Here is a 20,107-nt window from a genome sequence, read left to right on the forward strand (position 1 = left end):
GACACGTCTTTCCCGGCAAGGCGTCCGTGGGAGGCTACGTGCCCGGCCGGTTGGCAGATCGCAGCATTGGCGCTGTCCTTCGGCCTGCGTCCAGACGCGGGTTCAGCCGCTGGACGCGGCGTCGTAGCGCACATGGTCGTAATCGATGCGGTTGCGTCCATTGCGCTTGGCGCGATAGAGCGCGGCGTCGGCACGCGCCAGCAGCTGTTCCAGGGTTTCGCCCGGCTGGAACCAGGCCACCCCGACCGAGCAGGTCACTGGCAGCACGCCACCATCGATCGGGTAGTTGCCGCAGATCCCGCGATGCAACGCCTGCAGGCGATGGGTGGACTGGGCACTGAGCCCCGGCAGCAGCGCCAGCAATTCCTCGCCGCCGTAGCGACCGATGCGGTCGTCGCCGCGCACCAGCGTATCCAGGCGCCGGCCGACTTCGGCCAGCACCGCGTCCCCGGCCAAGTGGCCGTGCTGATCGTTGACCAGCTTGAAGTGGTCCAGGTCGATCAACACCACCGCCAGCGGCCGCGCGCTGGTGTCGGCACGCGCCAGCATGCCGCGCAGCGCGTGCAGGATGCCGGCGCGATTGAGCAGCCCGGTCAGCTCGTCGTGGGTGGCCTTGAGCGCGAGCTCGGCGCGTGCCGCCTCCAGCTCGCGCTTGTCCTGTTCCAGCTCGGCAGTGCGCTCGGCCACCAGTTGCTCCAGTTCGCGTTTGCGCCGCAGCAGCTTGCGCGTGCGCCAGCGCAGCAGCGCGATCACCGCGGCAATGCCCAGCAGCACGTAGCCGGCCACTGCCGGCACGCCGCGCCACCACGGCGGGCGCAGCACGAAACGCAGCCGCGCGACCGGGCTGGCGCTGCGCTGGTAGGCATCCAGCGCCTGGACTTCCAGCGTGTAGGTGCCGGGCGGCAACAGCGGGTAGGTGAGGTGACTGAGCGAGGTCTGGGTCCAGCGTGCCTGGTGGCCCTCCACCCGGTAGCGGAAGCTGATGCGGTCCGGGCCGCCTTCGGCGCCGGGCGCGCTGATGTCCACATCCAGCGGCACCTGCGACCAGTCGACCTGCGCCCCCGGCGTGATCGCCTGGTTGCCACGCCGCACGCGCAGGATGTCCACGCGCAAGGGCGGTGCGGCGAACACGCGCAACGGATCGATCAGATGGGTGGCACCGCGGCTGCTGCCGAGCCAGATGCTGCCATCCCCGTCCTCGAAGAACGCATTGGCCGACATGTCGTCCCACAACAGGCCCTCGGTGCGCGTGGCCCGCGACCAATGGCCGTTTTGCAGCATGTCCAGGCCCTGGCTGCTGCCCAGCCACAGCCGGCCCTCGCGGTCGTGGCGCAGGATGAACGGCATCACCCGCGCCACCAGCGGATCGTCGACCGCGCGCAGCGCCAGCACGCCATCGGCCTGCAGGCGGCCATGCCATAGCCCGGTGTCGCGCAGCGAGATCCACAGCTCGCCATCGGGAGCAAAATCGATCAGGAAGAAATCCTGGCTGGGCAGCACGCCACGCACCTGCACGCGTTGCCAGGCACCGTCTGCCTGCCGCTTGTACAGCCCCTCGCGGGTGCTGGCCCAGAGCCGGCCCTGGGGATCGAGATCGACATCGCCCACGAACGCGGCCGGCACGCCCGGATCGCGGATGGCCTGGTATGGCGCGCCCGGCGGCATGCGATACAGGCCGCGCGGGGTGGTGATCCACAAGGTGCCGGCGGCGTCGAACAACAGCTTGTTGATCGGCAGGCCCAGCTGCAGCACGTCGACGGTCCGGCCGCTGCGCGGATCGCGCCGCGCCAATGCGCCGGACGAGCGTGCCACCCAGGCGGCGCCGTCTGTCGGCGAGAGCGCCAGGGAGATCGACTGCAGCAGCGGCTGGCCGTCGTCCAGCGTCCAGGGCTGCATGCGCCCGCTGCGCGGATCCAGCACATTGGAGCCGGCATCGCCGCCGACCAGCAGCTCGCCGCTGGGCAGGCGCTGGATCATCCAGGTCGGCGCTTCCGCCAGGCCCTGGCTCTCGTCCCAGTGTTCGATGTTGCCGTAGCCCAGCCAGCGCTGCACGCCCAGGCCACGGGTACCGATCCATAGCTGGCCGGTGCGCTGCATCAGCAACGGGCCGACCATCGGGCTGATCGGCAGCCCCTGGTCGTGGCCGAAGTAGCGCCAGTGATCGCCTTCCCAGCGCACCAGGCCGCGATCGGAGCGGGTCAGCAGGCGGCCCTGTGCATCTTCGGACAGGGTGGTGGCGGCCGAGAGCGTGTCGAAGCTGGTGCCTGCCGGCGCCGCATGGTTGCGGAATACACGCTCTCCCGGCGCGCGCGACAGCACCAGGCCACCGCCGCGCAGCCACAGGGTGTTCTGGTGGTCGCGAAAGATCGCCCGCCACTGCCGCTCCGGCACTCCGTCGGCTTCGCCGAGCAGCTCGGTGCGTCCGTTCTCGTCGATCCGGCAGACGTGCGGCCCGCAGCTGCTCCAGAGTGCCGTGCCATCGGCAAGTAACGCCTTGCCGGCCGGCAGGCTGGTGCCATCGGCCAGCAGCAACGGCAGCGGGTGCACCGACCAGCCGCCCGTGTGATCCGGCGACAGGCGCAGCAAGGCGTTCTCGCTGACCACCACCATGCCGCCGGCATAGGCAGCCAGCACATTGCCGCTGTCGGCGCGGATCGGTTTGCCGTCGCGCAGCAACTGCACGAACGCACCGCCGTCGCGTACGAACACGCCGTTGGCACTGGCAACCCATAACCGTCCTGCGGCATCCAGCGCCAGGGCGCGGATATAGCGCGCATCCAGGCCACTCTCCTGGCCAACCGGGGTGAAGCTCTCGCGCTCGAAGCGGTGCAGGGCCAGTTCGGTGCCCACCCAGACCACGCCCTGGCGGTCTTCGAGCAGGCTGTTGACGGTCATGCCCTGCAGGCCATCGGCCTGGGCGTAGTCGCGGAAGCTGTAGGTCTGCGCCCGCGCGTGGCCGCACGCCAGCAGCACGGCAATCCAAAGACAGCCCCAGGCCCACCAGTGGCCGCGTCGTGACGCAATCGGAGCGAACAGCGCAGACACGTTGGGCATCGGTTCCCGCCGACTTTGGCGTGGGTGAGTGATGGCGATTGGCGGTATCAATCGTCCTGTGGCGTTGACGGCTGACCAGCGAAAAACTTGAGGCAGTTCACAGTTATGGATGTGTCCGCTAGGCAGTCAAATCCCTGGCGGCGTCGAAGGCGGTATCGAACATGCGTTGCACGGGCGGCGCGAATTCGCTGGCGAAGCTGGACAGCAGGAACAGCCCCAGCAACACCGTCAGCGGCAGGCCCAGCTGCATCGGATTCAGCGCCGGCGCGGCCTTGGCCAGGGCGCCAAAGGCCAGGTTGACCGCCAGCATCGCCACCATCATCGGCAGTGCCAGGGTGAGCCCGCCGCGCAGGATCTGTAGGAACAGGGTCGGCGCCACCTCGGCGAAGGCAGCGGCGTCGGGAAGCGCGGTGCCGATCGGCAGGGCCTTGTAGCTGTCCACCAACAATGCGATCACCGCCAGGTGTCCGTTGGCCGCGAAGAACAGCAAGCCGAACCCGAGATAGAACCACTGCGCGATCACCCCCGAGGTGACTCCGCGCAGCGGGTCGGACATCTGCGCAAACGACAGGCCGGTGGACTGCGACACCAGTTCGCCGGCCATCGCGCCGGCCTCGAAGATCAGCTTCAGCATGAAGCCCATGCTGGCGCCCACCGCCAGCTCGCGGGCGACGCTGAGCACCGCCTGGGCGGTGAAACCGTCCCAATCCGGCACCGGCGGCAGCAGCGGCGCCAGCACCATCGACAAGGTCCCGGCCAGCATCACCCGCACCCGTCCCGGCACCGCGCGGGTGCCGATCAACGGCATCGCGGTCAGCAACGCACCGGTGCGCAGCATGGTCCACATGATCGCCCCGACCATCGCAAACGCGCGCTGGCCGTCGATCACCATTTGGGTGGCAGCATCCATCCGGCCGGGTCCGCTAACCGATCAGGTGCGGTATGCGCTGGAACAGCGCAATGGTGAACTCCACCAGATGCCCCAGCAGCATGCTGCCGGTGGCAAACAGGGTGGCCGTCAACGCCACCGCCTTGGCCACGAAGGCGATGGTCGGCTCGTTCAACTGGGTGGCGGCCTGCACCACACCGATCACGACACCGACGACCAGCACCGCCAACAACATCGGGCCGGCAATCCACAGGACGGTGACCAGGCCACCACGCAATTCGGTCAGGGCGATTTCAGGGCTCATGGGTGTGGTGATGCAAGTGGGGTGCCAATGGATGGGATTGGGGAATCGGGAATCGGGAATCGGGAATCGGGAATCGGGAATCGGGAATCGGGAATCGGGAATCGGGAATCGGGAATCGGGAATCGGGAATCGGGAATCGGGAATCGGGAGGCTGAATAGGGGGATGAGGTCTGAAGCTGGTGCGACGGTGTGGGCGGACTAAGCTACGGTCTGCAGAAACTCGCCCCTCTCCAGCGGGAGACGGTTGGGGTGAGGGTGCGAGGCGAAGCCACGCGTTGTTGGGTGGCTCCGCTGGGGCATTGCTCAGCCGTGCGCTTCGGCGCTATCGGCTACACGGGCTGGCGCGCTTGCTGTCTGCTCTGCGTCTGTTGCTCGACTTCGGGACCCCATACCGAAGCGGCAGGACGGGTCGGCACGCCGGCAGGGCGGCACGCATGCAGACCTTGCGGCTACGACGCGTTGAAGCTCGCGGCCAATGTGCCCACCACCAGCACCCAGCCATCCACCAGGATGAACAGCAGGATCTTGAACGGCGCCGAGATCAACATCGGCGACAGCATCATCATGCCCATCGACATCAGCACGCTGGCGACCACCAGATCGATGATCACGAACGGGATGAAGATCAGAAAGCCGATCTCGAACGCCGTCTTCAGCTCGCTGGTCACGAACGAGGCCACCAGCACCGGGAACGGCACCGCGTCCGGGCCGGCGTACTTGCCGTCGCCGGCCATGCCGGCGAAGGTCATCAGGTCGGTCTCGCGGATCTGCGCCAGCATGAAGGCACGCAGCGGCTGGGTGGTCAGCGTCCAGGCGGTCTGGAAATCGATCTGGTTGTTGAGGTACGGCGAGAGCCCGGCGCCCCACATCTTCTGCCACACCGGCATCATCACCAGCGCGGTCAGAAACATCGACAGCCCCAGCAACACCTGGTTGGACGGGGTCTGGCCGGTGCCCAGCGCCTGGCGCAGCAGGCCCAGCACGATGGTGATGCGGGTGAAGGCGGTCAGCACCAGCAGCATCGACGGCAGCAGGGTGATCGCCGTCATCAGCAGCAAGGTCTGCAGCGGCAGGCTCACCGGCTGGTCGCCGATGCGGCCGACGCTGACATTAGGCAACGACGGCAACTGATTGGCGCCGGCCGGCGCGCTCGCAGGCGTGGCGGCGGGAGCGGCGGCCTGGGCCATGGCCGGCAATGCGGCAGGCGTGGCAGCGGCCAGCAGCGGGCAGCTCATCACCAGCAGGATCAGCACCAGGCGGAGGCTGCGCCCCCAGCGATTCCAACGACTCAACATGTCACGGGTCCTTGCGCAGCTTTTGTGCCAGCAGCTGGGCGAAATTGGGAAGTTGCTTGAAGTTGGGCAGGGTGGGAGCGGGCGCGGACGGCAGCGGTTCGGACAGGGTGTGCAAGGTGTTGATGCCGCCGGCGGTGACGCCGAGCAACAACTGCTGGCCGTTGACCTCCACCACCACCACGCGTTCCTTGGCACCCACCGCCAGGCTGGTCACCACCCGCAGGCCCTCGGTACTGCGGAAACCGCTGCCGGGCATGCGCTTGAGCAACCAGCCCAGGCCGACGATCAGCGCCAGCACCAGCAGCAATGCAAACACCGCGCCAAACAGGCTGGGCGAGGACGGCGCCTGCGCGCCGACCTGGGTGGCCTTGGCCGCGACCGGCGCGGCAGCGGCCAGCAGGCCGATCACCGCAGCCTCCGGATCCGTTCGCTGGGGCTGACCACGTCGGTCAGGCGGATGCCGAAGCGGTCGTTGATGACGACCACTTCGCCATGCGCGATCAAGGTGCCGTTGACGTACACGTCCAGCGGCTCGCCGGCGCCACGCTCCAGTTCCACCACCGAGCCCTGGTTGAGCTGCAGCAGGTTACGGATCGGGATGCGCGCGCGGCCCACTTCCAGCGACAGCGTCACCGGCACGTCCAGGATGACGTCCAGGTTGAGGTCGGTGGCATTCTGGTCGTGCTCGGCCTGCAGGCTGTCGAAGGTTGCAGGCGCGGCGTCGAGGATGTCGGAGTTGATCATTTGCTGGAGTCCTGGGAGGGAACGGCGCGTGGGGCTTGCACGCCGGGCGGGCGTACGGCGGTGATCTTGACGGCGTTGTTGCCATTGGAAACGCCGAATTCGCCGGTGAACAACGGAATGTCCTCCACGCACAGCGGCACCTGTGCGGGCAGGTCGATCGGCAGGATGTCGCCGATCTTCAGGCCGGTGAGCTGGCGCAGGCTCATGCGCTTGCTGGCCAGCACGCTGGACAGGGTCACCTCGGCGGTATCCAGCTGCTCGCGCAGCATCACGTTCCAGGAGTCGTCGCGGTCGTTGCGGTCGCTCTGGATGCCGGCATCGAGCAGTTCGCGGATCGGCTCCAGCATCGAATACGGCAGGGTGATGTGGATCTCGCCGCCGCCGCCTTCCAGTTCGACATGGAAGCGGCACACCACCACGTACTCGCGCGGGGTGACGATGTTGGCGAAGTGCGGGTTGATCTCCGAGTTGATGTACTCGAAGTCCACTTCCATCACCGGCGCCCAGGCTTCCTTCAGGTCGGCGAAGGTCTGCTTGAGCATCAGCTGCACCACGCGCATCTCGGTGGCGGTGAATTCGCGACCTTCGATACGGGTGTGGTAACGGCCGTCGCCACCGAAGAAGTTGTCCACCACGGTGAACACCAGCGTGGGTTCGAACACGATCAGGCCGGTGCCGCGCAGCGGCTTGAAGCGGATCAGGTTGAGGTTGGTGGGCACATACAGCGAGTGCATGTACTCGTTGAACTTGACCAGGTCGATGCCGCGCACCGACAGGTCGGCCGAACGCCGGATCAGGTTGAACAGGCCGATGCGCCACAGCCGCGCGAAGCGCTCGTTGACCATCTCCAGGGTCGGCATGCGGCCGCGGATGATGCGGTCCTGGCTGGACAGGTCGTACTGGCGCGCCTCGCCGGGCAGCGGCTCCGGCTCGGTATTGACCGCACCCGAATCCACGCCATGCAGCAGGGCATCGATTTCGTCCTGGGAAAGCAGATCGCTGACGCTCATGGGGCAGGCCTTACTGGGTGACGAAACTGGTGAACAGCAGTTCTTCGACGCACTTCTTGCCGGTCTCGCTGGTCATGACCTTCTGCGCTTCGGCCAGGGCGGCCTTCTGCAGCTTCTGCTTGCCGACCAGGTCGGCAACATCGGTGGCCTTGACCTGCGACAGCAGCATCAGCAGATGCGCGCGGATGGCCGGGGCGTTTTCGGTGATCAGCTTGAGGTCTTCCGGGTCGCGGGTGACCAGCTGCACTTCGACCTGCAGGTACTGCGGGCCGTCGCCGGGGTCGGCCAGGTTGACCACGATCGCCGGATCCATCGGGAAGTACTGCGCCGGCTTGGGCACCTCGGCCACCTTGGGCGCGGCGTGCTTGCCGTCTTTCTCCTCGCCCTTGTGGCCGAAGAAGAACCAGGCGCCGCCGCCGGCGGCGGCCAGCACCACGACCCCGACGGCGATCAGCAGAAGTTTCTTGCCGCCCTTCTTCTTGTCGCCCTTGTCGTCTTTGTCTTCGGTCTTCTTGGGTTTTTCCGCGGCTGCCACAGTCTGCTCCAGGGGGAATGCTCACCCAGTGGATGCAATTGGCATGCCAATCCGGCGACGGTTTCCTGGCGCGCGTGCAGCTTCAACGGCAAAACCCCCGCAGGCCTTGCGCTGCGAGGGTCGTGGGGTGCCGCCCGAGCTTGCCGGCACCCAGGTTCCAGCCGCGCCGGGGCGTGCCCGGCGCGCGTGCTCAGGCGTAGGCGTCCAGCAATCCACGCTGGCGTAACACCACCGACGGAATTCCGACGGGCGGACTGTCGTCCAGGCTGAGGCCATTGCCATCGCTGCCGCCGCCGTTGCGGTTGCCGGACTGGCTCTGCTGTTGCTGGCCGACATCGGCCTGGCCGAGCTGGAAGCCGTTCTGGCCGAGCATGTCGCGCAGGCGCGGCAGGCTCTGTTCCAGCGCCTGGCGCACGTCGGCATTGGCGGAGCTGAAGCTGGCATTGACCTTGTCGCCGTCCAGATGCAGCCGCACCTCCACCGGGCCCATCTCGTTCGGGGTCACCTTGATGTGGGCATGGCCGATCTTCTGGTCGGCCAGCCAGCTCAGGCGCGCGCCGATGGCGTCGTCGAAGGTGTCGCTGCCCATTTCCGGGGTCGGGGTGGGCGAGGCGCTGAACACCGGCGCCGGGTCCTGCAGGCGGCCGAGCGCGGCCGCCGTGGTGGTCGGCAGCACGAACGCCGGAGCGTCCGGCGCGGCCGGGCCGGCGCTGTCGTCGGTGCCCGGGTCCAGCGCCTTGGTCGCCATGCTCATCAGCGCAGCTGCCTGGGCGTCGCCGCTCAAGGCGGTGACGGAGGTGGGCTTGGCGCCTGCGGCGGCAGCCGGTGCCAGCGCGCCCAGTGAGGGCAGGGCGGTGCCGGCGGTCGCGGGTGCGGTGGGTGTGGCTGCGTCGGTCGGCAGCGCGGTTGCAGCCGGCGTGGCGCCGGCCGCAGCGGTCACGCCGGCCGCCAGTGCCGCAGCCGCGGCCGCCAGCACATCGCCGCCGGGCAGTGCCTGCGCCAGCAGACCCATGCCGAAGCCGCCCAGGCCCGGCGGTGGCCAGCCGGTGTCGGTGGCGGTGGCTGCATCGGCCGGCGCGTCTTCGCCGTTGCTCGCGGTCTTGCCGCCCTTGCCGGTCTTGGCGGTGGCGGCAGCGCTGCTACCGTCGGCGGCAGACGACTCCTTGGCGGCGCCGGACTTGGCGGCCTTGGCATCGCCATCCTGCGCGCGCGGGCGTGCGGTGGCATCGCCCGGCGCATCGTCGCCGTGGTCGTCGTCGCTGCGCTGCCTGTCGGACTGGCTGGGCTTGGGCGCGGCCTGCTTGGCCGGCACGCGCTCGGGCGCCTGCGGCGGGGCCTGGTTCGGCGTGTTGGCCGGGTTGAGCATGCGCGCGAACTGATCCTGGCCAGCGTCCGGCTCGGACGAGGGATCGCTGTAGCTGGATTTCTTGCCGGTGCCGGCGAGTGCGCCGAGGCCGGCGGCAAAAGCGGACAAGGGGTTCATGCGGATTCTCCGTGGGTATCTTCGCTGCGGGCCAGGCGCGAACGACGCGCGCCGAGGTCGTCCATCTCACGCTGGTCGCGGCGTTCGATCACCTTGTTCTCCTGCGCGCGGTAGCTGGCGGCCAGTTGCTCCAGTACCTGTTTCTCGCGGCTGGCCAGCAGCAGCCGGGTGCGCTCGGCTTCCACCTTGTTGCGGTTGGTTTCCACGGTCTGGGCCTGTTGCAGCACGGCGCTGTCGAGCCGGTCCAGGAAGGCGCGGCGGTTGCTCAGCGCCACGGCGCTGGTGCCGGCCATGTGGCTGTTGGCGTATTCCTCGGCGTAGCGGCGCAGTTCTTCCAGGCGCGACTGGTGGGTGTCCAGGACGCGCTGGCGCTCGGCCAGGTCGCGCGCGACCTTGTCTTCCTGTTCCTGGGCGCGGCGCAGCAGGGGGTCGATCCGTTTGGATTGCATCATGGATTAATTCTCCGGTTCCACCAGCTGCTGCAGCGCGGACAGGCTGTCGCTCAGAACCGACGCCTTGTGCACATCCTGGCCAAGGAATTCGACGATCTCCGGCCAGCGCGCCAGGGCTTCGTCGGTGGCCGGGTCGCTGCCGCGCTGGTAGGCGCCGATGGCGATCAGGTCGCGGTTGGCGGTGTAGGCCGACAGCAACCGCTTGAGCTTGCGGATGCGCAGGCGCCAGGTGTCGTCGGCGATGTCCTGCACTACGCGGCTGACCGAGGATTCCAGGTCGATGGCCGGGTACAGGCCGCTGTCGGCAACCCGACGCGACAGCAGGATGTGGCCGTCCAGGATGGCGCGCGCGGCGTCGGCGATCGGGTCCTGCGGGTCGTCGCCCTCGGTCAGCACGGTGTAGAAGGCGGTGATCGAGCCGCGCCCCTTGGCGCCGTTGCCGGCGCGTTCGACCAGCGCCGGCAATTTGGCGAACACCGACGGCGGATAGCCGCGGGTGGTCGGCGGCTCGCCGACCGACAGGCCGATCTCGCGTTGCGCCTGGGCGAAACGGGTCAGCGAATCCATCAGCAACAACACGTTCAGGCCCTGGTCGCGGAACCATTCGGCGATAGCGGTGGCGCGGTAGGCGCCATGCAGGCGCGCCAACGGCGGCCGGTCGGCCGGGGCGGCCACCACCACGGCGCGACGCAGGCCTTCCTCGCCCAGCGTGGTTTCGACGAAGTCGCGCACTTCGCGGCCACGTTCGCCGATCAGCCCGACCACGATGACGTCGGCCGAGGTGAAGCGGGTCATCATGCCGAGCAGCGTCGATTTACCGACACCGGAGCCGGCGAACAGGCCCACACGCTGGCCGCGGCCGATTGGCAGCATGGCGTTGATGGCGCGCACGCCCACGTCCAGCGAGGTGGTGATGGGCTCGCGCGCCAGCGGGTTGATCGACACGCCGGCCATGCTGACGCTGCCTTCGCCGCGGATCGGGCCCTTGCCGTCGAGCGGGGTGCCGTCGCTGTCGATGACGCGGCCGAGCAGGCCTTCGCCCACCTCCACGCCGCCGCGGCGCCGCGAGGGCACCACGCGGGCGTTCGGCAGCAGGCCATGCAGTTCGGCGCTGGGCATCAGGTAGGTGCGTTCGCCGGCGAAGCCGACCACTTCGGCATCGACCCAGCCGCCGTCGACTTCGACCTTGCAGGTGGCGCCCATCGGTGCCTCGCAGCCGGTGGCTTCCAGGGTCAGGCCGACCGCGCGGCGCAGGATGCCTTCGCGGATCAGGGTGCGGCCGGCGCTCGGTTCCAGCCCGAGCCCGCTCAGGCGGGTGGCCAGGCGCAGGTTGCGCGCGTCCAGCCAGTCGGCCGGGGTGGCGCCCAGCAGGGCGCTCACAGGCCCGCTCCGGATTTGCGCATGACCGTCTCCAGCGCGGCCCGCAGGCGCGCGTCCAAGGTGCCGTCCACGCGCACGCTCTCGGCATGCACGCGCAGGTCGCCGCGGCTCAGGCTCAGGTCCGGGGCCACGCGGGTGGTGCTGCTGGGCGCCAGATGCGGCAGCAGCGCGGTGATGTCGTCCGGATGCAGGCGCACTTCCACCTCGCGGCCGGCGCCACCGACCGCATCGATGGCCTCCTGCACCAGCTCGGCCAGCAGCTGCGGGTCGGCCTGGTAGGCACGCCCGACCAGCGAGCCGGCGATGCGCACGGCCAGCTCGCCGAGCGCGCCGACCACTTCGTTCTCCAGCCGCGCCAGCGGGCGGGTGAAGTTGTCCAGGATGCCGTCGATCTGCGCGGTCAGGCGGCGCACTTCGGACTGGCCCTGGGCAAAGCCCTCGGCATGGCCGCGGGCGAAGCCTTCCTGCTGGGCGGCGTCCTCGATCGCCTGGATCTCTTCCAGGGTCGGCGGACGCAGCACCGGCTCGAGCACGGCCGGCTCGTCGTACTCCGGCGCCGGCGGGGCCGGCTCCAGGTGCAGGTCGGGGGCCAGCCAGCGGGTGACGATGTCGTTCATACCATCGCCTCCGCACCGGCGCCGCCGAGGCTGATGGCGCCTTCGTCAGCCAGGCGGCGGACGATGGTGAGGATTTCCTTCTGCGCCGCTTCCACGTCGGCCAGGCGCACCGGGCCGCGCGCTTCCATGTCCTCGAGCAGGATCTCGGCGGCGCGCTGGGACATGTTGCGGGTGATCTTCTCGCGCACCTTGACGTCGGCGCCACGCAGGGCCAGGCCCAGGCGCTCGCCGGAGACCTCGCGCAGCAGCGTCTGCAGGCCGCGGTCGTCCAAGTCCACCAGGTTGTCGAACACGAACATCAAGTCCTGGATCTTGCCGGCCAGGTCGGCATCGATCTTGCCGATCTCGCCCAGCACGCCCTGGTCGGCGCCGGTGTCGAGGAAGTTGAGGATGTTGGCGGCCACCTTGATGCCGCCCACGTTGGACGACTTGAGGTTCTGGTTGCCGGAAAACTGGCGCTCCATGATGTCGTTGAGCTCGCTCAGCGCATTGGGCGGGATGCCGTCCAGGGTGGCGATGCGCAGCAGTACGTCGGCGCGGGTGCGCTCGGGCAGCAGCTTCAGGGCCTCGGCGGCCTGGTCGCTGTCCAGATGTGCCATGACGATGGCGATGATCTGCGGGTGCTCGTTGCGCACCAGGTCGGCCACCGCGCGCGGGTCCATCCACTTCAGGGTGTCCAGGCCGGTGGTGTTGCGGCCGAGCAGGATGCGGTCGATCAGGCCACCGGCCTTGTCGGCGCCCAGCGCCTGGATCAGCACGTTGCGGATGTAGTCGTCGGCGCCCACGCCCAGCGAGGTCTTGCCGGCCAGTTCGCCGTTGAAGTCGTCCATCACCTTCTCGACCTGATCGCGCGAGATGCCGGTCATGGTGGCCATGGCGATGCCGATCTTCTGCACCTCCTTGGGGTCCATGTGCTTGAGCACTTCGGCGGCGTCGCTTTCCCCAAGCGACAGCAGCAGCACGGCGGCGCGCTGTACGCCGGTCATCGGTGGTGTATCAGGCTTCACTGGCGACCCATCCCTTCACGACTTGTGCGACACGTTTTGAATCGGCTTTGACTGCTTCGCGTGCAAGACGCATGCGTTCTTCGTAGGCGTCCGGCAGCGCGATCGGGTTCTTGCGGTCCTGACCGAGCTGGGCGGTGTCCTCTTCCAGGCGCGGCATCAGGTCGTCATCGTCGACCATCCGCACGTCGGCGCTCTGCGGAGTGCCATCGTTGCCGCCCTTGGCCTGCTTTTCCTTGATTGCGGTCACGCCGGTGAGCTGGCGCAGGGTGGGGCGCACCACGCCGAACAGCAGCGCCAGCACCACCACCGCACCGACCAGCAGGCGCAGACCGTTCTGCACGCGCGGGTCTTCCCACCACTTCGGACCTTCCTCGCCGGCCACCGCTTCGCGCACGAACGGGGCGTTCATCACCGACACCGTGTCGCCACGGGCCGCGTCGAAGCCCACCGCCTGCTTGACCAGGCCCTCGATGCGGGTGAGCTCGGCGGCCGTCAGCGGCTGCTCGACCATCTTGCCCTTGGCACCGGGGCGCGGGACGTTGTCCAACAGCACCGCCACCGATACCCGCTTGATGCGGCCGGCCGGCTGGCGGGTGTGTTGCAAGGTCCGGTCCAATTCGTAATTGCGGGTGGCGCTCTTGGAACTTTCGGTCGGCGCGGCCGGTGCGGCAGCCTGGCCATTGGCAGCGGCCGGGGTGCCCGGTGCGCCGGCAGTGGCGTTTGCGGCTGGCGCCGGCGGCTGGCCGGGACTGTTGCTGGTGGCGCCCGGGGGGCCCTGCGGGCCGGTGGCGCTGGTGCTGGTGTCGCTGACCTGTTCGCTGCGCAGCTTGGCCGGTTCGCCGTTGTAGAGCTCGCGGGCTTCCTCGACCACCGAGAAGTCCATGTCCACGCTGACTTCCGGGTTGACCCGGCCCGGGCCGGTCATCGGCTCGAGCAGCTCGCGGATACGCTGGTTGTAGGAGCTTTCCTGGCGACGCACCTGTTCGAACTGGGCGGCATGCTGGGCGGCGTCGCTGTTGGGATCGGCGATGGAGAGCATGCGGCCGCTCTGGTCGACCACGGTGACGCGCTCGGGGGTCATGTCCGGGATGCTGGAGGCGACCAGGTTGACGATGGCATCGACCTGGTTGCGCTCCAGGCCCTGGCCGCCGCGCAGCTCCAGCACCACCGAGGCGCTGGCCACGTCGCGCTGGCGGGTGAAGGCGCTCGGCTTGGGAATGGCCAGATGCACACGCGCCTCGCGCACCGGGCGCAGGGTGCCGATGGTGCGCGACAGCTCGGTTTCCAGGGCGTGCTGATAGCGGGCGTTTTCGACGAACTGGCTGACGCCGAAGCCGGGGTCCTTTTCCATCAGCTCGAAGCCGCCGCCGGTTTCCTTGCCGGTCAGGCCGGAGCCGGCCAGCTTCAGGCGGGCGTCGTACAGACGGTCCTGCGGCACCGAGATGGCGCCGGTGTCCTGGTCGATCTTGAACGGGATCTGCGCGGTGCGCAGCAGGTCGGCCGCTTCGGCATTGCCCTTGTCGTCCAGGCCGGTGTACAGCGACTGGTAACCGGGCTTCTGCGACCAGAAGAACACCGCCAGACCGGCCGCCACCGCCACGGCGATCATCGCCATCATGGTCAGCTTGCGGGTGATCTGCAGGCTGCGGACACGGTCGAACCATTGCCCCGCCTTTTCGGCGTTCTGGTTCATGTTTTCTTTGGTGATCGCGAGAGCCATGTGTCGTCAACCCTTACAGCGGCATGTTCATGACGTCCTGATAAGCCTGGACGAGACGGTTGCGGACTTCCACGGTGGCGCGGAAGGCCACCTGGGACTGCTGGGAGGCGACCATGACCCGTGCCAGATCGGCACTGGGGTCGCCCATTTCAAAAGCCTTGGCCAAGGCGCCGGACTTCTGCTGGGCCTCGTTGACGCCGCCGATGGCGCCGCGCAAGGTCTCGCTGAAGCTCGGTGCCTGGGTGGCCGGTGTTCCCTGCGTGCCGGCCAGCCCCTGGATCTGATTGCCGCGCGCCGCATCGCCCACCGCGCCCATCGGGCCTTGGCCCATCTGCGTCTGGTAGCTGCGGATCTGCGAGAGGATGGAGGTAACGGAGTCGCTCATGGGTGCGGTCAGCCAGGGAGGCATCCACACCAATGCAAGCGGCGTGCCGAAACCGCGCCGGGATTCCGGCGCCGGGGACGGGGAGGGGCTTTAAGTCAGCCGCGGATGGGTCTGGCGCTGGGCGATGGCCCAGGAGTATTGGGTGCAGAGCGTCGGATCTGCGGCTTGGCTGCAGGGCCCTTGCCCGCCCACCATCGCAGGACACGCCGCAAGTACGTCCGTGTAGGCGCTTACGCGGCATCCCTGCTGCGTAAGGTCCCGCGACGGTGGGCGGACAAGGACCAGGCGAGACGGCAGTGCATGCACCCGCGGCCTCGATCGACTAATCCGGCAACCACGCCTCACGCCAGCGATCAAGATTGCGTCCGGTGAGCATCCAGTCGCGGCGCACCACGTCACGCAACGCCGCGCCCTTTGCCGCCGAAGCGGCCGGGTCGGCCAGATGCTCGCGGATCGCGCCGATCCAGTCGCGGTAGCGGTTTTTCACCAGGGTCACCGGCAGGTTGCCCTGGTAGCAGCGCACATCGCTGGCGATCACCGGGTAGCCGCAGGCGCCGTATTCGAGCAGGCGCAGATTGCTCTTGCACTCGTTGAACAGGTTCTGTTCCACCGGCGCCAGCGCCAGGTCCAGATCCAGCGCCGCCAGTGCGGCCGGGTAATAATCGATCGGCACGCCAGGCTGGAACTGATGGATGTGCTGGCGCAACGCGAACGGGTACATCCCCATGAACACCCATTCGACCTCGTCGGCCAGCTCGCGCACCACATCGGCGATCAGTTCCAGGTCGCCGGTGTGACTGACGCCGCCGGCCCAGCCGATGCGTGGCTTGCCACCCTGGCGTTGCTTGCGTTCGCTGCGTGCGGGCAGGTGCTCCCACCAATGCGGTGGCAGGCGGTTTTCGGCCACGCGGATGTCGCCATGCAACCCGGCGAACGCCTCGGCCAGGGCAGGGGTGGACACCACGAAGCGGTCCACCATGCCCAGCCCGCGCCGCACGGTCTTGAGGATGTCCTTGGGCATGTGCTCGCGGTGCGCGTTCTTCAGCGGCAGGTTGGGCAGGTAGTCGTCCAGCTCGTAGACCTTGAACGCACGCGACAGCGCCTGCATGCGCCGCATCGCTTCCAGTCGCGGCTCGCCGACCTGGCGTTGCAGGATCACCACGTCGGGATCCTGGCGCGCCAGCTCGCTGATCTCCAGATAGCCGTTGAACAGCACGCCTTCGACCATGCCGGCTTCGCGCAGGGCGCGCAGCGGCTGGATTACCCGGTAGTGGCCGCAGCCTTCGATATCGGCGGGGAGGGCGATCATCGTCGGCAGCGGTCGCCACGACTGCAGCGGCCGCCAGCTGGCGCGCGGGTCGGCCAGTTGGAAGCCCGCGCCGGGGTCCAGCGAGAAGCCCGGGTTGTAGGCCGGGTCGTTGGCCATCACCGGCAGCCAACGCACATACATCGCTTCTTCGTCGAGTGCAGTGGCGGGTGGCGCGTCGGGCGGGTCGATCAGCAGCTGCGCGCGTGCGGCGTAGACATTGAGATAGCCGGCCTGCTGCAGGCGCAGACATAGATCGACGTCGCTCCATTGCGCCAATGCCGGTTCCTGCGCAAAGCCGCCGGCGTCCAGGAACAGCTGGCGCGGCAGCATCAGGCATTCGCCACTGAGCGCGCTGTAGTTCTGATCCAGCTGCAGGCGCTGCAGATAACCCGATTCGTCGAACGCCGCACCTGCGAAGGCGCGTGCTGCCGGTGCCCCCAGGCCCAGCAGCAGGCCGGCGTGATGCACAGTGCCGTCGCCGCGCAGCAGCTTGCCGGCCACCGCGCCGACCTCCGGGCGCAGCGCGTGGTTGAGCAGCTGCGCCAGCCAATCGGCCTTGATCGCTGCCGCGCCGGCCGCCAGCCACAGCAACACCTCCCCACGTGCCTGCTCGGCCGCCGCATTGCAGGCCGCTTCGCGCGAGGGCGCACCGTCGAAGCGCAGCACGCGGATCTGCTGCAGGCCGAGGTTGTCGATGCCCGCCAGCCAGTCGCGCAACCCCGGCTCGGCGCTGTCGCCGCGATCCAGCAACAGCAGTTCGTAGTGTGGATAGCCGGTGTTGGCGAGCACGCTTTCCAGGCAGCGCTGCACCTGCGCCAGGCGTCCATCCACCAGCACCAGGATGCTGACCAATGGTTGCTGTGCATGACGGTAGTCCACCGCGTGCCGGCCGGGGCCGTTGCTGCTTACCACTGCGTCCAGGTACCCGCGCGCGGCAAGATGGCGGCTGATGGCGCGCTGCTCGTCTTCGTCGCCATGCCGCGTGGTGGCCGATGCCACCAGCAAGGGTTCGGCGATGTGCTGGATGCAGGCCAGGCCGTAACGCTCGACCAGCCCAAGCTGGTAATCCAGTTCGAAGGCGTCGCTCGTTTCGGTTGCAAAGCCGCCATCGGCCACTAGCGTCTGGTGCCGGAACAGCCAATGCCGCGACATCGTCGACGGTGAACTCAGCAACATGTCCAGATACAGCGCCGGCCGCATCGCCAGCCCCAGCTGACCGCAGTCCAGGGCGACCACTTCATCGGCGTAGATGGCCTGACACGTGTCCGGCAGCGCGAGCATCTCCAGCGCCAGCATCAGCAGGCCGCTGGCGGTGAACAGGCTGCCGGCCTGGACCAGCAGCACCCAGTCGATGGCCTGTTGCGTGGCGATGGTCCGATTGAGCGCGGGCACCAAGCCGTCCGGACCGATCAGCACACCGCGCCCGCCGTGCTCGGCGGCCTGCTGCGGCGAACTGCTGATCACCCAGGTCTGCTGGTTCCGATAACACGCCACCGCCGCCAGGCTGGCCTGGGTTGCGGCCACCGCCGCCGCATCGCCGTCGCTGTCGACCACCATCACTGCGATCCGCGGGCCGCCCGCATGCGCCTGCAAACGTTCATCGATCAAGGCGCGCTGCACGGTGCTGGGATGACGCACCCCCAACCAGGTGGCCGGCGACACGCGCTCGGCCATTCCTGCGCTCTGCATCAAGGCGTTGACCAGATCCACCGACTTGAACACCCGCGCCTTGTGCGGGCTAAGCGGGGCGACACGCACCTGGCGGTTGTCGCCGCCCTCGCGTCGCCAGCCGAGTTGGCGGATGCCCTGGCGCAAGTCCTCATGGCCCTGGTCGCCGATGCCGGGCTGATCGCGGCCGGCCTGACTGAACTGCGCGCTGGACACGCGGAACTGCGTGAGCGGGCTGGACAGAAAGGCCAGGTTGCCGTGACGCAGCAACTTGACGTAGATCGCCAGATCTCCAACCCAGTGGATGGGCTTGCCGTTCAACATCATCAGCTCGCTACCCAGCGCCACCAGGTCGGCGCGCCGTGCAAGCACGCAACTCGGCTCGCCGATGAAGTTGATGGCATGGTCGGCCAGGAACGACACCAACTCCGGCCCATCAATCAGCACATCCTCGGCAAACGGAAAGCTGGTGGCCAGGATGTCGGGCAATGGCGCACCGTCGTCGTCGATCCGCAGCCGGCGCGAGGACGCCAGCGCGGTGCCGGGGTTGCGCTCCATTGCGCCGACCAGCTGCGCGACGCAGTCCGGCTGCAGCACGTCGTCGTCGTGCAGGAACTTGACGTACTCGCCCTGCGCCAGGCCGATCCCCTTGACCGTGCTGCCGAGTTCGCCGAGGCGGGGGGTATTGCGGTGGTAGCGGATCGGAAATGGGGCGTCAGCCAGCCTCGACGCCAGCACCGCCTCGATGGCGCCATCGGCGTTGTCGTCGCAGATCACCAGCTCCAGCGCCGTGTAAGTCTGCGCCAGCACGCTGTCCAGCGCCTGCGCGAAATAGCGCGGCTTGTAGGTCGGCATGACGATGCTGACTAGATTCGATTTCACGTGGCTTTACCCGTAGATCGGCTGAGATAATCCAAATACTCCTTGCGCGTCAGCCCTGGATAGCGCCGTCTAAGGAGTTGGAATTTATCTACCAAGCGCCGAGACATCTCTCCGCCATGCTCTCTCCGAACAACGACTTCGCGGTCCAGATTCTCTACGAGTTCGGTGTAGGCTTCATGTAGCTCAGCTGCAACCGAGGGGCTAGTGCTTTTCTGTAGATCCGGAAATTCAAAACAGGGTTTGTCATGAGGCACAGTGTAAGGAACAAGGCCGACTGCGTCGAGAAAATCAAGAAATTCCTTGTACAAAACCGGGTAAGCGTTGTTCATTTCAGAGAGGTCGAGGTTCTCGAAAACTTCACGGATGTTGCTTCGGCTGTGAATGGTAGGGTCATAAGGGATGCGGAGGTATTCGCAAGTTTCCCTGGCCCTGGAATCCGGGTTGGTCACAATGGCGGGGACGCCGCTATTAATCGAGAGAATTCCGGAGTGAAGTCGGGTTCCAATCGTGAGGCAATGGTCGTTGCTTTTGAAGAACGTGGCCCATCGGCTGTAATCAGAGAAAAATTCCAGCCGTCCAGCCATGGCCTTGGCCAATAGTTGGAAGGACGTGGGTATTTCGTCGAGATTGAAAGGTTGCGCTGTGATGTTGCGGGTCGATGGCAGCGCTTTTTCAAGATAGAGCAAGTTGATGAAATACAATTCATCCTGCAGCAGATGGGATGTCCTCGGCAGCCCGGAATTGAAGAATGTGGCCGTAGTGATGACCTTGTCCGCATCCCACGGCTTTTTTTGCAGAGCCCGGGTGGGTCCGTTCTCGAAATAGCTCGGGCAGCCAATCACTCTGACGTTCTTTATGCCAAGGCTATTCAGGATCTCGGCGGAATAATTTCCGCGAACACCAATTAGCTTGGACTTTTCAGAGAGAAGGGAGAAATTTCGCTTTTGATTGGGGCTGAGGCGCTCGGCCAGGTTCGGGTCGTAGCCGTTGAATGAGTTCGCGCAAAGGCTCACCGGCACGATTGGGATCGTGATTTTTTCAAGAAAGTGCGTGATTCTCTCAATAGGGAGGCCCGAGAAGTCCTCCCGGATGTCATCCTTCATCGTCCAGACAAGATGCGAATATTTTTGGTTGATCTCTTCTGCAAGTTGATCGGAGAGCTTTGCCTCAAGCGCGTTAGAGATGTGGTCAACTTTCACCGGGCGCCCGAACAGCGCTTTCAAAAAACCGTAGGCGATATAGCCGTTTCCTATATTCTGGCCTCTGACATTGTCTTGGGACGGCCCCATGCCTTTCAGGAAATCCGAAATTTCCAGGGATTCAGGAAGAGCTGAGTTGAAAAGGAAAATCTTGCTTGGGTCAGTCATCGATCC

17 protein-coding genes are annotated in these 20,107 nt (G+C 67.2%); all 17 read right to left on the bottom strand.

Annotated features, from left to right (window positions below; genetic code table 11):
- Positions 1 to 102: 102 nt before the first annotated feature.
- A complete protein-coding gene (locus AC1PLS_RS10025) occupies positions 103 to 3,054 on the bottom strand; it encodes a diguanylate cyclase (RefSeq protein ID WP_481104436.1) in 2,952 nt (983 codons plus the stop codon).
- A 118-nt stretch (positions 3,055 to 3,172) separates the two neighbouring features.
- A complete protein-coding gene (gene fliR, locus AC1PLS_RS10030) occupies positions 3,173 to 3,964 on the bottom strand; it encodes a flagellar biosynthetic protein FliR (RefSeq protein WP_024937668.1) in 792 nt (263 codons plus the stop codon).
- A 13-nt stretch (positions 3,965 to 3,977) separates the two neighbouring features.
- Complete coding sequence (locus AC1PLS_RS10035; protein WP_005917968.1) at positions 3,978 to 4,247, bottom strand: flagellar biosynthetic protein FliQ; 270 nt, start codon at positions 4,245 to 4,247, stop codon at positions 3,978 to 3,980.
- Between the two features lie 449 nt (positions 4,248 to 4,696).
- Entirely contained in the window at positions 4,697 to 5,542 is an 846-nt protein-coding gene (gene fliP / locus AC1PLS_RS10040; protein WP_046342548.1) for a flagellar type III secretion system pore protein FliP, read from the bottom strand.
- Between the two features lies 1 nt (position 5,543).
- Positions 5,544 to 5,951 carry a flagellar biosynthetic protein FliO gene (gene fliO, locus AC1PLS_RS10045; protein ID WP_024937666.1) on the bottom strand — a complete coding sequence of 136 codons (408 nt, stop codon included), beginning with the start codon at positions 5,949 to 5,951 and terminating at the stop codon, positions 5,544 to 5,546.
- Positions 5,948 to 6,286, bottom strand: a complete 339-nt coding sequence (gene fliN / locus AC1PLS_RS10050) for a flagellar motor switch protein FliN (protein ID WP_016904992.1) — start codon at positions 6,284 to 6,286, stop codon at positions 5,948 to 5,950. The genes fliO and fliN overlap by 4 nt, the downstream gene beginning before the upstream one ends.
- Positions 6,283 to 7,296, bottom strand: a complete 1,014-nt coding sequence (gene fliM / locus AC1PLS_RS10055; protein WP_016904991.1) for a flagellar motor switch protein FliM — start codon at positions 7,294 to 7,296, stop codon at positions 6,283 to 6,285. Before fliM ends, fliN begins: the two co-directional genes overlap by 4 nt.
- A gap of 10 nt (positions 7,297 to 7,306) precedes the next feature.
- Positions 7,307 to 7,831 (bottom strand): flagellar basal body-associated FliL family protein, encoded by a 525-nt coding sequence (locus AC1PLS_RS10060; protein ID WP_016904990.1) that lies wholly within the window; start codon positions 7,829 to 7,831, stop codon positions 7,307 to 7,309.
- Between the two features lie 190 nt (positions 7,832 to 8,021).
- Complete coding sequence (locus AC1PLS_RS10065) at positions 8,022 to 9,314, bottom strand: flagellar hook-length control protein FliK (RefSeq protein WP_481104437.1); 1,293 nt, start codon at positions 9,312 to 9,314, stop codon at positions 8,022 to 8,024.
- Positions 9,311 to 9,766 (bottom strand): flagellar export protein FliJ, encoded by a 456-nt coding sequence (gene fliJ / locus AC1PLS_RS10070; RefSeq protein WP_481104438.1) that lies wholly within the window; start codon positions 9,764 to 9,766, stop codon positions 9,311 to 9,313. Before fliJ ends, AC1PLS_RS10065 begins: the two co-directional genes overlap by 4 nt.
- Positions 9,767 to 9,769: 3 nt before the next feature.
- Positions 9,770 to 11,146, bottom strand: coding sequence for a flagellar protein export ATPase FliI (gene fliI / locus AC1PLS_RS10075; protein ID WP_046342558.1), 1,377 nt, complete (start codon positions 11,144 to 11,146; stop codon positions 9,770 to 9,772).
- Positions 11,143 to 11,763 carry a FliH/SctL family protein gene (locus AC1PLS_RS10080; RefSeq protein ID WP_024939589.1) on the bottom strand — a complete coding sequence of 207 codons (621 nt, stop codon included), beginning with the start codon at positions 11,761 to 11,763 and terminating at the stop codon, positions 11,143 to 11,145. The genes fliI and AC1PLS_RS10080 overlap by 4 nt, the downstream gene beginning before the upstream one ends.
- Positions 11,760 to 12,749, bottom strand: coding sequence for a flagellar motor switch protein FliG (gene fliG / locus AC1PLS_RS10085; protein WP_024939590.1), 990 nt, complete (start codon positions 12,747 to 12,749; stop codon positions 11,760 to 11,762). The genes AC1PLS_RS10080 and fliG overlap by 4 nt, the downstream gene beginning before the upstream one ends.
- A gap of 10 nt (positions 12,750 to 12,759) precedes the next feature.
- On the bottom strand, positions 12,760 to 14,490 hold the full coding sequence (gene fliF, locus AC1PLS_RS10090) for a flagellar basal-body MS-ring/collar protein FliF (protein WP_016904679.1): 1,731 nt from the start codon (positions 14,488 to 14,490) through the stop codon (positions 12,760 to 12,762).
- 13 nt (positions 14,491 to 14,503) lie between these two features.
- Positions 14,504 to 14,875 (bottom strand): flagellar hook-basal body complex protein FliE, encoded by a 372-nt coding sequence (fliE, locus tag AC1PLS_RS10095; protein ID WP_006449786.1) that lies wholly within the window; start codon positions 14,873 to 14,875, stop codon positions 14,504 to 14,506.
- Positions 14,876 to 15,197: 322 nt separating this feature from the next.
- The gene (locus tag AC1PLS_RS10100) at positions 15,198 to 18,707 is read right to left on the bottom strand and encodes a glycosyltransferase (protein ID WP_481104490.1); all 3,510 of its coding nucleotides are present in this window, start codon (positions 18,705 to 18,707) and stop codon (positions 15,198 to 15,200) included.
- Between the two features lie 23 nt (positions 18,708 to 18,730).
- On the bottom strand, positions 18,731 to 20,101 hold the full coding sequence (locus tag AC1PLS_RS10105; protein WP_184614462.1) for a polysaccharide pyruvyl transferase family protein: 1,371 nt from the start codon (positions 20,099 to 20,101) through the stop codon (positions 18,731 to 18,733).
- Between the last annotated feature and the right edge of the window lie 6 nt (positions 20,102 to 20,107).

Source organism: Xanthomonas sp. NCPPB 3218, assembly GCF_056725185.1.

Coding starts and splice junctions, on each gene's coding strand:
- fliR (WP_024937668.1), bottom strand. CDS start 3,964: ATGGATGCTGCCACCCAAATGGTGATCGACGGCCAGCGCGCGTTTGCG.
- fliJ (WP_481104438.1), bottom strand. CDS start 9,766: ATGATGCAATCCAAACGGATCGACCCCCTGCTGCGCCGCGCCCAGGAA.
- fliG (WP_024939590.1), bottom strand. CDS start 12,749: ATGACCGGCGTACAGCGCGCCGCCGTGCTGCTGCTGTCGCTTGGGGAA.
- fliM (WP_016904991.1), bottom strand. CDS start 7,296: ATGAGCGTCAGCGATCTGCTTTCCCAGGACGAAATCGATGCCCTGCTG.
- AC1PLS_RS10025 (WP_481104436.1), bottom strand. CDS start 3,054: ATGCCCAACGTGTCTGCGCTGTTCGCTCCGATTGCGTCACGACGCGGC.
- AC1PLS_RS10100 (WP_481104490.1), bottom strand. CDS start 18,707: ATGCCGACCTACAAGCCGCGCTATTTCGCGCAGGCGCTGGACAGCGTG.
- AC1PLS_RS10105 (WP_184614462.1), bottom strand. CDS start 20,101: ATGACTGACCCAAGCAAGATTTTCCTTTTCAACTCAGCTCTTCCTGAA.
- fliE (WP_006449786.1), bottom strand. CDS start 14,875: ATGAGCGACTCCGTTACCTCCATCCTCTCGCAGATCCGCAGCTACCAG.
- fliN (WP_016904992.1), bottom strand. CDS start 6,286: ATGATCAACTCCGACATCCTCGACGCCGCGCCTGCAACCTTCGACAGC.
- AC1PLS_RS10035 (WP_005917968.1), bottom strand. CDS start 4,247: ATGAGCCCTGAAATCGCCCTGACCGAATTGCGTGGTGGCCTGGTCACC.
- AC1PLS_RS10065 (WP_481104437.1), bottom strand. CDS start 9,314: ATGAACCCCTTGTCCGCTTTTGCCGCCGGCCTCGGCGCACTCGCCGGC.
- fliF (WP_016904679.1), bottom strand. CDS start 14,490: ATGGCTCTCGCGATCACCAAAGAAAACATGAACCAGAACGCCGAAAAG.
- AC1PLS_RS10080 (WP_024939589.1), bottom strand. CDS start 11,763: ATGAACGACATCGTCACCCGCTGGCTGGCCCCCGACCTGCACCTGGAG.
- fliP (WP_046342548.1), bottom strand. CDS start 5,542: ATGTTGAGTCGTTGGAATCGCTGGGGGCGCAGCCTCCGCCTGGTGCTG.